Source organism: Flavobacterium ustbae, from assembly GCF_003946915.1.
Classification (GTDB): Bacteria; Bacteroidota; Bacteroidia; order Flavobacteriales; family Flavobacteriaceae; genus Flavobacterium; species Flavobacterium ustbae.
This window is the reverse complement of record NZ_RPOC01000021.1, coordinates 1-13,877: the sequence shown is the minus strand read 5'-3', so window position 1 is coordinate 13,877 and position 13,877 is coordinate 1. Positions and strand designations below refer to the sequence as shown.

The window sequence follows — 13,877 nt, the reverse complement described above, 5'->3', positions numbered from 1 at the left end:
TTTTAGTTAATAAAATAAGTTATTTAGATTTTTTCTAAATCATATTTTGTAATTTCGACAAACCAAACTAAACGACCAAAATCAAATAAAGATGAATGCTGCTATCAAAATTGCTCTAGTCGATGATGAAATTTTGTTTCGAAAAGGAATCTCTTTTCTACTACAAAGAGAAGAAAATATAGAAATTATTTTTGAAGCCTCGAATGGAGATGAGCTTATTTCTCAATTAAACGAAAGGGAAATTAAACCAGATATCATAATAATGGACTTGAAGATGCCAGTCTTAAACGGAGTCGAAGCTACCAAAATTATTAAAAAGATATTTCCCGATATAAAAATTATAGCATTAACAAGTTACGACACCAAATCTTTTATCGCCAATATGATTCAAGTTGGGGCAGTGGCTTACTTAATTAAAAACACCACTCCAAAAGATTTAATTCATACAATCAACGAAGTAGCTAAAAAAGGATTCTATTATAACGAAAATGTTTTAAAAACAATTCAGGAAACAATAGTTTCGCCCAAAAATGCAAGAGGGGGTTTAGAAACAAATTTTCTTTCGCCTCGCGAAATAGAAATTCTGCAATTGATTTGCCAGCAGAAAACTACCGCAGAAATTGCAGAACATCTTTTTTTAAGTCCGAGAACCATAGAAGGGCATCGAAATAATTTATTGCTCAAAACTGAATCTCGAAATATTGCAGGTTTGGTAGTTTATGCTATCCAGAACGAATTAGCAGTTTTGACAATCTAAAAATTAGGCTGTCAAAAACTGAATTGACAATACGTAATACAATATGATTGTTATTACTAGGACACATAAACCTATTTTCTGAATTATATTCAGACCCTTTTGCTGGTTGTTACTTTCATTAAACTTCATAGTTTGGTTGTTTTTACAGCGATTAGTTTTGTGAACCTGGGATAGCAAATATATAGAGAATATTCTTCCAAAGTATAGGTATTTTTACCTGTTTTTTAATTGTTGCTAATCCTCTTTTTTGAATACTTTTTTATTTAACATGCTATTATTCTAGAAAAGGACGCAAGTATTCTTTTTTTGCGATAGCCTTTTATATCTTTACTAAAATAATTTTCTAATGAATAAGAGTTTATTCTACATTTTTATACTATTAGTTACGTTTAATGTAAAGGCTTCGTTTATCTTACTTCCGATGGACGAATCGACGCAACAAAACCATTTAAAAGCGTACGGAATTACATATTGGTGTTTGAGCAGAGATTATAAAGCAAGCTGGCTTTTAAATTACCGAGGAGGCTCTTTTTTACTTCCAGATGCAGATGAGATTAGAAAAGAATGTAAAATAAGAGGAGTGAGTTTTGAGGTGATTTCCGATAGTGAGCAGGCATCGATCTTAAATGAAATTTCGAGCCCTTCTCAAAACATGGAATCTGTAATTTTAGAAAAAGCTCCTAAAATAGCGGTTTATACGCCAAAAGGAAAACAGCCTTGGGATGATGCTGTAACTTTGGTTCTAACGTATGCCGAAATTCCTTTTACTCCAATTTATGACGAAGAAGTGTTAAGTGATCAATTATTAATGTACGATTGGCTTCACTTGCATCACGAAGATTTTACTGGACAATACGGAAAGTTTTATGCAGCCTACAAAAATACACCTTGGTATATCGACCAAAAAAGAGATGCTGAAGCTTTGGCGGCCAAATTAGGATATGCGAAAGTATCTCAGGAAAAAGGAGCAGTTGCAAAAAAAATTAGAGATTTTGTAATTGGTGGCGGTTTTATGTTTGCTATGTGCTCTGCTACAGATAGTTTTGATATTGCACTTGCCGCCGACGGAGTAGATATTTGCGAAACTATGTTTGACGGAGATCCTAGCGAATCTAATTATCAGTCAAAATTAAACTATAATAATTCTTTTGCTTTTAAAAACTTTACCTTAGAAAGAAGACCTGAAGTTTATGAATTTTCAGATATCGATATGACGACTAAAAGACGTATCGTGATGGATAAAGATTATTTTACTTTAATGGAATTTTCTGCAAAATGGGATCCGATCCCGAGTATGTTATGCCAAAATCATACGCAATTGGTAAAAGGTTTTATGGGGCAGACCACTTCTTTTGATACTTCTTTAATAAAATCGAATATCTTGATTATGGGGACTTGCGAATTAAACGGAGAATCAAGATATATTCATGGTGAAAAAGGGAAAGGAATGTTTACTTTTTTTGGAGGTCATGATCCAGAAGATTTTCAGCATCAGGTTGGAGACCCGCCAACGGTTTTAGATTTACATCCAAATTCGCCAGGTTATAGGTTGATATTAAACAATGTTTTATTTCCGGCTGCTAGAAAAAAGAAACTTAAAACGTAATTAGTTTAAAGAAAATTCAAACCAAATCGGAATATGATCGGATACTTTTCTAGCATTTTGAAGTGAATCGAAATCTTCGTAAGTTTTGATGACTCCAAAGTTTCTCACTTTTAAAGTAGCTGCATTGTAAAAAATATTATCAAATTCAGATGCTAGGCAAATATTGTTTTTGCATGCATGCTTAAGAGTCGTTTTTTGATTTTTTAGTACAGGTACATATCCCATTTTTTTTAACGGATTAAAAACGGAATGTTTTTCGGGACAATTAAAATCACCTAAGAAAACCAGATTTAAATTAGGATATTCTTTTGGTAAAAATTTGAAATATTTGATTTCAGTTTCGGGCTGCTTCTTTTGCGTTATCGCATGAAAATTAACAAGCGTTATTGTTTTATTATTAATTTCAAAAGTGGCATAATACGGTTCTCTATCAATTTCTAGGCTGAACTTTTTCTCCAACCAAGGCTTATTTTTTAATTTAGCTTTGTGAGTTTTCCAAATAAAAGCATACCGTTCTGTTTTGTAACTGCTGCTAGAAGTTGGGTCACTTATTTTATAATCCCATTTATTACCTTTTTGATTAAGCAATTCGGCAAGTTTAGCTACAGCTTGTGCACCACCGTTTCTGGCCACAACTTCTTGAATTACAATTATATCGTAATTTGAAATTGTTTTGGCAATATAATTCAATTGGATATCAGATTTAGATTTTCCAAAATTTTCTATATTCCATGATACAACTTTGGTTTGCGAAAAAGATATAAATGCAAATAATAATAAGAATAGGCTAAGAGTATTTTTCATGTAAAATGTAAAGAAGCTAAGATATAAAACTTCTTTTCTTGCAATAATTAAGCCTGACTTAAAATTAATTAATGTTTTTTGTATCGATTTTTTAACGCAGTTCCGATAATTATAATTTGCAATACTAATAATGCTGGAATAAAAATTATTTTCCAGTCAATTTCTAGCCAGCCTGTTCTTTCAGAAACAATGGCAAAACTTATCGATAAAAAAAGGCAAAGTAACATTGTTTTCATTATAATTTTATTTTGGGTAGTATTAATTTTAGAGAAGATAATACTTGCTTTACTTCTTGGTTTCATTGGTCAGTTAATAGATTCTCACAAATTTAGCAGAATCAAAAGTGTAATCCTTACGGAAACCCGTAAAGCTATAAAAATTACACCAATCCGAAATCTTTTGCAATGGCAATCAAATGCACATTGTTGTTTGCCTTAAAGTAAATTTTGAGTTTATTGATTCTTTTTTCGATACTGCTTGTTCCGTTTGGAGTTATAGATAAATCTTTAAATTCTTTAGAAATGCTTTCTAAAATATATCCTTGAGATAAAAGTTTTAAAATAGAAATATCATACGATTCAATTTCTATTAACGCTTTATCGTTAAAACTAAAAGACAAATCTGAAGAAAGAATTTTTTCTTCGTTGTTAAAAGCACTTTTAATAGCATTTCTTAACTCAGAAATACTGTTTCTTCCTTTTGTAACATAGGCGTTAATTCCTAAATCATTAAATAAAGATTTAATTCTGTAGCTTTTGTCTTCTATAGAAAAAACAATTTTTTTAAGTTTTGGCTGTACTTTATTTATGGCTTCAATAAGTTCATCACCACTATTTAAATTTACTTTTCTATGATCAGACTTAAAAGACAAATCTGTAATCAATAAATCATAAGGTTCTTTTTCAGCCAATGCCTTTTTTACTTTGAGCAAACCCTCGTCACAATATTTCACATGATGGATTACAGGAACTTGTAACTCTTCAAGTACTTGAACAACTGCAATGCTGATGCTGTCTAGATCTTCGGCAACTAAAACTTTTTTAAACATAGATGTCTTATATTGGAAATTTGAAACTTATTTTAAAACCGCTTTCGGAATATGTGCCAAAATTAAGTGTTCCTTTTATTGTTTTAATACGGTTTTCCACATTTTGTAGTCTTTTTTCTAAAACAATGTTTTTTGAGCTGATTTCGTTGCCATTATCACTATACATTATCAAGATATTTTTTTCTTCTTTTTTAAATGTTATACTTGCTAACGAAGCATTATTTAGTGTTTTCATCTGGTCAAAAATTTCCTGAAGAACACGAAAAACAGTAATTTTTTTCACTCGCGCAATTTTACACCACGAAAAAGTATGCAAACCATTTATTATTATATTTATGTTTTGGTTGGTATATCCAGAAATCATTTCTTTAAGCGCCTTTTCAAAATTTTCATCGGTAGCTATTTCGCTATTTTCTCGAGAAATATTTCTGGTTTTTAGATAGATATTGTTTAAATGAGATAGAAGTTTTTCTTTATTTTCTTCTTTTTCTAGATCGTAATTTTCTGTAAACAACAAAATTTTATCAATGTCTTTTTCGAGTTCAAACTGCAATTTTTCAGAAATACGCATTTCATTCTTGAAAACTTCATTGTTTCTTTCTTTTTTTCCTTTTATAGTTATGTAAAAAAATATAAATATTAAACTTATAATACTAATTGAAATTACTATATAAGATATATAGCTTCTGTTTTTTTGCCTTTGTAGTTTTAACTCGTTTTCGGCTTTATGATTTTTAAGCTCTAAGTTTTCATCTTTATCTTTCTGTGAATTATATATAATATCTGCAAACTGATTTTTTGCTTTTTTTCTGCTCACAATAAGACTGTCAAGCATTCTACTATAAATTTTAAAATTCTTTTTTGAATTTGCGGCATTGTCTGCCTCAATTAAACAACCTAACATGCTAACGGCGTAGGATTTAGAGTTTGACTTTTTAGCATAGTAATACGCTTTCTCAATATTAATTTTTTTCAGCTTAGGATTATTGTATTTTTCGTAATATTTATAAAGAGCATAGTAGGAGGTAATTAGTTCATAGTCATCATTTAAAGTAAGAGCGACTTTTAGACTTTCGGTAAAGCAGTCAAAAGCTTCTTTTTTATGATTTCCAAGATAGAGGTAGGAAAGACCCAAATTGTACAATTTAGCACTGCGCTGAAAACCTGTATTTGAAGGAGTAATTTTGTCCTCTATATTCAGCCAGGCTATAGGTTCTAGTAAATCAACAGCTTCCTGATATTTTCCTTCCTGCACATAAACAAAGGCAATTTCAGATATTATACGAGATTTTCTAAATGTAGAGAAGGCCTTCTTTAATGCTTTTCTATGATAATATAATGCTTTTTCATTATCATAAGTAATATCATAGTTGTAGGCCATAAACGTATAAGTGTTAACGGCATATTTTACATTTGTTGTCTTATCTAAGTATGGTAAAGCTTTTACGAGTATAGTTTCTACTTTATAATAGTCACCTTGTCTTTGTAAAATTTCTGCCATATGATTTAGTGATTCCACATAATAATCGGCATAGTCCTCTTTTGGCTCACATAACAATTGAGTTTTATTGAAATAAAAATAAGCGCTGTCACCTTTTTCAACTTTCGAAAAAGCATGTGCCTTTGCCAATGTTTTTTTTATTTCTGATAAACGGTCGGTTTTGGCGTAACTCAAAGGTAGTTTTTTAGGGTCTGTAAATTTCAGAGACAAACAAAGTGCTAGAACTACCCCGCAAGTTAAAAGGCAGAAAATGAGGCTTTTTTTTGGAAAAAAGTAAAGTAGTTTTTTTAGCATTATACTGGAAATTTGATTTGTACTTTGAAGCCTTTCCCTAAATCTGAATAAATTCCAATCCCGCCCTCAATGGAACCAATTCGATTCTCAATATTTTTCAACCCATTTTTTATAGCCATTTTGTTTGTGTCAGCTCCTTTTCCATTGTCTGTGTAATTAATGATTATAAAATTGTCTAATTCCTTAAAAGTTATTCCAACCAAGCTTGCATCACTGTGTTTTTTCATATTTACTAGCAATTCCTGTATCGAACGATAAACTGCTGTTTTTTTATCTTTATCAATGTCACTCCAAGAAATACAATCCAGACCATTTATTAAAAGATTAACTTGAGATGTATTAAAACTAGAAATCATCTCTTTAATAGAAGCGATAAAATTTTGAGAACTCGTTTCTAGATTATTATCCTTGGAAATATTTGTTGTACGCGAATAAATACCTTCTAATCGTTTTAATAAATGAATTCTGTTTTCTTCTGATGAAAGATTTTTGTTTTCTACAAATGCAAGTGCATGATAAATATCGTTAGCAAGCTCATCGTGTAATTTCTTAGAAATTTTGGTTTCACTTTTGTAAGTAGCTTCAATTTTTTTGCGATTTGCTCTTACAGTTAGAAAAATATAGAGAAAGACAATTAGACAAGATGCTATTAAAATTATGATGTAAAAAGTAATATTTCTTCTTTCTTGTTTTGCTAATTGAAGTTCGTTTTTAATTTTTTGGACACTTAATTTTAAATTTTCCTCTTGTTCTTTTTTAGAGTCATATTTAATTTTTGCAAACTGATTTTTAGCTTTTTGTCTTTCTCTATATATACTATCTGCTATTTTTATATAAACAAGTGCATTTTTTTTAGATTCAATATCCGAACTATTATTTTCTGTAATAAACTGCAAAGCAAGTAAGCGATCATCTGTATTGCCAGATAATGTGTAATATTTGTAACTTAATTTGGCATACATCATCGATAATGCCTTGTTGTTACGGTAATATTCTGTAAGATTATAATATGTTTTGCCTAAACCATCTTCATACTTTGTTTCAGTGTTTATCTGTATACTTTTTTTAAAAAAAGCCAAAGCTTTCTCATTCTTGAGTTTGAAATAACAAATGCCAATATAATCCAGTATTTTTGAATAATATATCGGGTTTTGCTGTACAATCTTTTCTTTACTTATTGACAAAAATAATTGAAGAGCTTTATTATACCGATGCTGTTTAATATAAATTGCAGCTATATTATTTTTTGCTTCAAGTTTGTTTATTCTATCGGTATTTAAAGTAAATGCTTTAGAATAGTAATAAACAGCAGTTGGATAGTCATAAGTGTAATAATAGTTTCTCCCTAAAACACTATAAATATTCCATACATAATTAGGATCTTTTACTTTATTTAAATAAGGAATTGTTTCATTTGCAGTAGTAGTACTCCCGATATAATCTTCATGATCCTGTTGAATTTCGGACATATAATACATGCAATAAACATACTTTTTTGCATCTCTGTTCGGATTACATTTTGTTCTGGCTTTATTATAAAAATAAAATGCGCTATCGAACTCTTTTTTCTTGTAGAAAGAATCGGCTACATGTATCGCCTTCTCAATCTTGGTATTGTCACTTGCAATTTTCACTCTATTCTTTTTTTTATTTTCACAGGCAAAAAAGGCCATGAAAACTAGAAGTGTATATAGTAAAAATTGTATTTTTTTTGGTATCATGCGCCAAAAATAAATAATTCTGCAAATTATAAAAGAGTATAAATACGGTATTTTAAATTATTTAAATTTTTCATATTTTTTGATTCTCATTTTTAGATAAATAGCAAAAGCCCTTAATAGTCAAGGGCTTTGCGAGGTTGTGAGTTTGTAAATTTTATCCTTATAAAATTATACAGCTCTCATTCCGGTAGTAATTGCAAGTCTATTCCATGAATTAATAGTAATGATGGCTAGAATGATTTCGGCAAGATATTTTTCATCAAATAATTGTGCTGCATTTTGATAAACTTCATCCGAAACATGATTAGCGATAGAAGTCACTTGCTCTGTCAAAGCTAAAATTGCTTTTTCTTCTTCACTGTAGACATCAGCTTCACGCCATGCGCTAATAAGATAAATTCTTTGTTCAGAAATGCCATATTTTCTAGCATCTGCAGTATGCATATTGATACAGTACGCACAACCATTAATTTGAGAAGCTCGTATTTTAATTAATTCTTTATGTTCAGTAGTTAAAGAGGTAGAAGAAATATATTTTTCTAAATTCATTAAAGCCTCATAAGCCTGTGGAGCAACTTGCGGAATAACAATTCTTGATTTCATTTTTATTTGTTTTTAAAGTTCATTACAAAGGTCAGCAATGTATACCTTCAAAAACTTGAACTACTTCAAGAAATTACTTAAGCTGCTAAGTTTATAAGTCTTTCAAAAAAAAATAGGTTCCAACAACTTAGTAGCTTAGCAACTTAGAGGCTTAGTATCTTAGAACTAAACTTTTCCAGCTCTAATTTTACTCATAAATTCTGCTGAAAAATCCAAGTAGGAGGCAAGCATATATTGTGGAACACGCTGTACGAAATCAGGTTGTTGATTTTTAAAATGATTATAACGTTCCTCTGCAGACATAGTAAACAAAAACTTAATTCTCATTTGTGCTGCACCAAATGCTTTTTGTGCAACAATTCTAAAATACTTTTCAAGTTTAGGAATTTGAATTAAAATAGAATCTAAAACCGATTTTTCAATAGCGATTACATCACTGGTCTCCACAGCTTGTATATAAAAATGGGAAGGGATATGATTATGGTAGCTCAAATAATCGGTTATCCACCAATTTTCTACGCCAAATTGTAATGTTTGCTCTGTACCTTTTGAGTTAATAATATACTGACGCATACAGCCTTTTACAATAAAATACATTGTATTGCATATTTGGCCTTCTTGTAAAACATGTTCTTTTCTTTTTATTTGAGAAATAGCCAGACATGATTCTAATAGATCAATTTCTGACGGTTCCAGATTAATAAACTTTTGAATATGATTTAGAATTGGATTCTGCATTTAAGATGAGATTTTAAAGTAAATTTAGCTTTTTATATTGAATTTTAGATATTGGCTTTTCAGGCTTCTTAAAAGCAAAAAGCCATTCGTGTTAACGAATGGCTTTTTATATAATAAGTAAGTAATCTTAAATTGAGTTTATAAAACGTTTTATTTTACTTTATTAAGAATAGCTTTGAAAGCTTCTGGGTGGTTCATAGCTAAATCTGCAAGAACTTTACGGTTCAATTCGATTCCGTTAGCTTTAACTTTACCCATGAATTGAGAATAAGACATTCCCTCTAATCTAGCTCCAGCGTTAATACGCTGAATCCATAAAGAACGGAAATTTCTTTTGTTTTGTTTTCTATCGCGGTAAGCGTAGCACATTGCTTTCTCTACTGCATTCTTAGCAACTGTCCAAACGTTTTTACGTCTTCCAAAGAAACCTTTGGCTTGCTTCATTATTTTTTTTCTTCTTGCTCTTTTAGCAACTGAATTTACCGATCTTGGCATAATTTTAATGTGTTTTTGTAGCAGGCGTCCTGAATTGAATCAAAGGAACTTCAAAGCCATACTCCAAGGTTATATAAATAATTTTTTAACCTAAAGAATTATTAGATAATTCTTAATTGTTGTTTGATGCTTTTCATATCTGTTTGGTGAACTAGCGCTGAGTGAGTCAAAGCTAATTTACGTTTTTTAGATTTTTTAGTCAAGATGTGACTTTTAAAAGCATGCTTTCTTTTAATCTTTCCAGAGCCAGTAACTTTAAAACGTTTCTTAGCGCTAGATTTTGTTTTCATTTTAGGCATTTTTCCTAGTGTTTTAATTTATTCTTACTTACTTATATTTTTTAGTTTCAGGTTTAAAGTTTCATGTTCGAGCTGAACACTGATACTAAAAAACTGATTACTATTTCTTTTTCTTCGGAGCAATGAACATAATCATTCTCTTTCCTTCCAAAACAGGCATAGCTTCAACTTTACCATGTTCTTCTAAATCTTGAGCAAGACGTAATAATAGAATTTGTCCTTGATCTTTATAAATGATAGAACGCCCTTTAAAGAAAACGAAAGCTTTTAATTTAGATCCTTCCTTTAAGAATTTTTCAGCATTCTTTCTTTTAAATTCGTAATCATGCTCATCAGTTTGAGGTCCAAATCGAATTTCCTTTACTACAACCTGAGATGATTTAGCTTTTAATGCTTTATCACGCTTCTTTTGTTCGTAAACAAATTTCTTGTAATCCATGATTTTACAAACCGGCGGTTCTGCATTTGGCGAAATTTCAACTAAATCCAATTCAAATTGGTCAGCTAAACGTAACGCATCTGCTATTTTAAATACACCAGGCTCAATGTTTTCACCTACAAGACGTACTTCTGGAACACGAATAAGATTGTTTATTCTGTGCGCATCTTTTTTTTCTACTCGAGGTTGAAAACCTCTGTTACTTTTTATTGCTATGACTTTCTAATTTAAGTTAAACTGTAAATACTTTTAATGTCTTTTTTATTTCTTCGTCTACAATCGAAGCGAATTCTTCGATAGAAACTGTGATGTTTCCTTTTCCTTCCTGTCCGTGACGACGAATTGAAATGGTTCCGTTTTTCTCTTCCTCCTCACCAACGATAAGCATAAATGGGATTTTTTGCATTTCTGCATCTCTAATTTTCTTACCGATAGTTTCATTTCGGTTGTCAATTAGGGCGCGAATTTCGTGATTTTCTAGCAAATCTAAAACTTTTTTAGCATAATTTTCGTATTTCTCGCTCAAAGACAAGATAATAGCCTGTTCAGGCATTAGCCAAAGTGGGAAATTTCCTGCTGTATGCTCAAGCAAAATTGCTATAAAGCGCTCCATAGATCCAAAAGGAGCTCTATGAATCATCACAGGGCGGTGTAGTTCATTATCGGCACCTTTATAAGTCAATTCAAAACGCTCAGGTAAGTTGTAATCTACCTGAATTGTTCCTAATTGCCATTGTCTTCCTAAAGCATCTTTAACCATGAAATCCAGTTTCGGACCATAAAAAGCAGCTTCACCATATTCTACAACAGTATTAAGGCCTTTGTCTTTTGCTGCGTTGATAATAGCATTTTCTGCCTTTTCCCAGTTTTCATCAGTACCAATATATTTTTCTCTATCTTCCTGATCTCTCAACGAAATCTGAGCAGTAAAGTTTTCAAAACCTAACGAACCAAATACATAAAGAACAAGATCAATTACTTTTTTGAATTCCTCATCCAATTGCTCCGGAGTACAAAAAATATGCGCATCATCCTGAGTAAACCCTCTAACACGAGTTAAACCATGTAATTCTCCAGATTGCTCATATCTATATACTGTTCCAAATTCAGCATAGCGCTTTGGTAAATCTTTATAAGACCAAGGTCTTACATTGTAAATCTCACAGTGGTGAGGACAGTTCATTGGTTTCAATAAAAACTCTTCACCTTCCGCAGGAGTATGAATTGGCTGAAAACTGTCAGCCCCATATTTTGCATAGTGACCAGAAGTAACATAAAGTTCCTTTTGACCAATATGCGGACTAACAACTTGCTCGTAACCCGCTTTTTTTTGAGCTCTCTTTAAAAATTGTTCCAAACGATCTCTTAAAGCAGCGCCTTTTGGTAACCATAGCGGTAAGCCTTGACCTACTTTTTGAGAGAAAGCAAAGAGTTCAAGCTCTTTTCCTAATTTACGGTGATCGCGTCGTTTTGCTTCTTCAAGAAGTTCAAGATATTCAGTCAAATCTTTTTGTTTAGGAAAAGAAGTTCCGTAAACACGAGTCAACTGTTTGTTTTTCTCGTCACCTCTCCAGTAAGCACCCGCAACACTCATAATTTTTACAGCTTTGATAATTCCAGTATTCGGAATATGTCCACCGCGACATAAATCAGTAAAAGTAGCGTGATCACAGAATGTAATCGTTCCGTCTTCAAGATTTGAAATCAATTCAGTCTTGTAAACGTTATCTTTGTACATTTCCAATGCTTCTGCTTTAGTTACAGGACGCATTTTAAAATCATACTTTCCTCTTGAAATCTCAAGAATACGATCCTCAATTTTCTTAAAATCAGCCTCAGAAATTTTCTGATCTTCAAAATCCACGTCATAATAGAACCCATTAGCAATTGCAGGTCCAAGAGTTAGTTTAATTCCCGGGTACAATTCCTCAAGAGCTTGCGCCATTACGTGCGAAGTAGAGTGCCAGAAAGCTTTTTTACCTTCCGCATCATTCCAAGTATATAATATAAGATTACCGTCGGTCGTTAATGGAGTTTCGGTTTCAATAGTTGTACCATTAAAAGATGCAGAAATCACGTTTCTAGCAAAACCTTCGCTAATGTTTTTAGCGACCTCCATTGGAGTTACGCCCGAAGCGAACTCTCTAATTGACCCATCGGGTAAAGTAATCTTGATCATTGTTTATAATTTTGTGAATGCAAATATACAGTATTACAAAAATACATACAATATATATGTACAACTTTACTCTATTATATATAAGAGTGATTTTTCTAGTCCACAACCCGACGGATTTCCAAACCTGTTGGGTTTGTTTTTTACATAATATTATATAAGTAGAGAATACAGGCTAGGGGTAGTTTAATGGTTAGATTATAACCGTTTCTAAATAATCGGAATCCAACCCAGCAGTTTTCCAAACCTGTTGGTTTGTTTTTTATATAATACTATATAAGGAGAGGATGCAAGCCAGGGATAATTTCACAGCTTGATTATATCCGTTTCTAAATAATCGGCATCCAACCCAGCAGGTTTCCAAAACCTGTTAGGTTTGTTTCTGCGTACAATATGTATAGATTCTAATTTTTTGTAGAAGCGGACCGGAGTGCGTCTTAAGCTGCATTATTCGAGTATGCAGCAATAAAATAAGTGTAGCTGAGCGCAGCGAAGCCTTTCGGGTTTGGGATTTGGAATTTAAAGATTTGATAATAATAAGGAGCTTAATCCCGCTATCCGCTTCAATCTTTTGTCTGGCTAAAGAAACCAGACAAAAGGATTTCCGCTACTATCGGGGCTAGGGCAGCTGTTTTCAGAAGAAGCAAATACTGCAAAAAGAACAAAAAAGGCTTGAAAAAAGTCAAAACCCAATAAAAACGACATGCCAAAAGAGCCGAAAACCATCAAAAAAGAAACAAAACGCAGAAAAACCCCACAGCTCAGCAGAAAAGTTGAATTGTAAAGATTGGGTTGCCAGTGAGTTAAGAAAAAGAAATAAAAAAGATGGAAAAAATGTAAAATAAAAGCTTGTAAATGTAAATAAAGGTGGTACTTTTGCACCCGCAACAGCGAAAAACGTTCATCAAAATAGTGGCAGGCACTGAATCAAAAGAAAAGCGATTTTCTAAAAAAAGATCCAGAAAAGCTTGCGAGATTTGAAAATGCTTTTTACATTTGCACCCCGCAAAACAGGGAAAGTTCCTTGAGAGATTGTTGAGAAAAATAGAAAAAGAGAGGCGAAAAAAAAGTTTCAAAAATATTTAAATTTTTCTTGCAGGAAACAAAAAGAATCTTTAGTTTTGCACCCGCTTTGAGATACAGGCGAAACAAAAGAAAGACATGTTCGTAGACATATTGAATTGACAGCCGTTCTGAAAGAGATTTCAGAACAAAAGAAATAAGAGCAGTAGAGTCGGAAGATTCGAGAAAGCCAAAAAGAGAAGCATCGAATATACATTATAAAAATATACGATGAAGAGTTTGATCCTGGCTCAGGATGAACGCTAGCGGCAGGCTTAACACATGCAAGTCGAGGGGTAGAGGCTTTCGGGCCTTGAGACCGGCGCACGGGTGC

13 protein-coding genes and 1 rRNA gene are annotated in these 13,877 nt (G+C 32.0%); 3 read left to right on the top strand and 11 right to left on the bottom strand.

Annotated elements, in window-relative coordinates:
* The first annotated feature begins 91 nt into the window (after nucleotides 1–91).
* Entirely contained in the window at nucleotides 92–757 is a 666-nt protein-coding gene (locus EG814_RS18725) for a response regulator transcription factor (RefSeq protein WP_125723407.1), read from the top strand.
* Between the two features lie 346 nt (nucleotides 758–1,103).
* On the top strand, nucleotides 1,104–2,363 hold the full coding sequence (locus EG814_RS18720; protein WP_125723406.1) for an asparagine synthetase B: 1,260 nt from the start codon (nucleotides 1,104–1,106) through the stop codon (nucleotides 2,361–2,363).
* Here EG814_RS18720 and EG814_RS18715 read toward each other — a convergent pair whose 3' ends face one another.
* The 11 genes from EG814_RS18715 to thrS all read right to left on the bottom strand — a co-directional run bounded on the left by EG814_RS18715 (nucleotide 2,364) and on the right by thrS (nucleotide 12,484).
* Nucleotides 2,364–3,167, bottom strand: coding sequence for an endonuclease/exonuclease/phosphatase family protein (locus EG814_RS18715; protein WP_125723405.1), 804 nt, complete (start codon nucleotides 3,165–3,167; stop codon nucleotides 2,364–2,366).
* A gap of 68 nt (nucleotides 3,168–3,235) precedes the next feature.
* Nucleotides 3,236–3,403: a hypothetical protein gene (locus EG814_RS21055; protein WP_164515346.1), complete on the bottom strand. Its 168-nt coding sequence runs from the start codon at nucleotides 3,401–3,403 to the stop codon at nucleotides 3,236–3,238.
* Between the two features lie 143 nt (nucleotides 3,404–3,546).
* On the bottom strand, nucleotides 3,547–4,215 hold the full coding sequence (locus EG814_RS18710; protein ID WP_125723404.1) for a DNA-binding transcriptional response regulator: 669 nt from the start codon (nucleotides 4,213–4,215) through the stop codon (nucleotides 3,547–3,549).
* A 7-nt stretch (nucleotides 4,216–4,222) separates the two neighbouring features.
* Entirely contained in the window at nucleotides 4,223–5,890 is a 1,668-nt protein-coding gene (locus EG814_RS18705; RefSeq protein ID WP_125723403.1) for a tetratricopeptide repeat protein, read from the bottom strand.
* Between the two features lie 119 nt (nucleotides 5,891–6,009).
* Nucleotides 6,010–7,683, bottom strand: a complete 1,674-nt coding sequence (locus EG814_RS18700) for a tetratricopeptide repeat-containing sensor histidine kinase (protein WP_235831009.1) — start codon at nucleotides 7,681–7,683, stop codon at nucleotides 6,010–6,012.
* Nucleotides 7,684–7,899: 216 nt separating this feature from the next.
* Nucleotides 7,900–8,334 carry a carboxymuconolactone decarboxylase family protein gene (locus EG814_RS18695; protein WP_125723402.1) on the bottom strand — a complete coding sequence of 145 codons (435 nt, stop codon included), beginning with the start codon at nucleotides 8,332–8,334 and terminating at the stop codon, nucleotides 7,900–7,902.
* A 165-nt stretch (nucleotides 8,335–8,499) separates the two neighbouring features.
* The gene (locus tag EG814_RS18690; protein WP_125723401.1) at nucleotides 8,500–9,072 is read right to left on the bottom strand and encodes a Crp/Fnr family transcriptional regulator; all 573 of its coding nucleotides are present in this window, start codon (nucleotides 9,070–9,072) and stop codon (nucleotides 8,500–8,502) included.
* Between the two features lie 150 nt (nucleotides 9,073–9,222).
* Complete coding sequence (gene rplT / locus EG814_RS18685) at nucleotides 9,223–9,567, bottom strand: 50S ribosomal protein L20 (RefSeq protein WP_035649542.1); 345 nt, start codon at nucleotides 9,565–9,567, stop codon at nucleotides 9,223–9,225.
* Between the two features lie 101 nt (nucleotides 9,568–9,668).
* Nucleotides 9,669–9,866, bottom strand: a complete 198-nt coding sequence (rpmI, locus tag EG814_RS18680) for a 50S ribosomal protein L35 (protein WP_026727505.1) — start codon at nucleotides 9,864–9,866, stop codon at nucleotides 9,669–9,671.
* Between the two features lie 100 nt (nucleotides 9,867–9,966).
* Nucleotides 9,967–10,521, bottom strand: coding sequence for a translation initiation factor IF-3 (gene infC, locus EG814_RS18675; protein WP_125723400.1), 555 nt, complete (start codon nucleotides 10,519–10,521; stop codon nucleotides 9,967–9,969).
* A gap of 16 nt (nucleotides 10,522–10,537) precedes the next feature.
* Nucleotides 10,538–12,484 carry a threonine--tRNA ligase gene (gene thrS / locus EG814_RS18670; RefSeq protein ID WP_125723399.1) on the bottom strand — a complete coding sequence of 649 codons (1,947 nt, stop codon included), beginning with the start codon at nucleotides 12,482–12,484 and terminating at the stop codon, nucleotides 10,538–10,540.
* A gap of 1,287 nt (nucleotides 12,485–13,771) precedes the next feature.
* Here thrS and EG814_RS18665 point away from each other — a divergent pair.
* Nucleotides 13,772–13,877: ribosomal RNA gene (locus EG814_RS18665) — 16S ribosomal RNA — on the top strand; the annotation flags it as partial.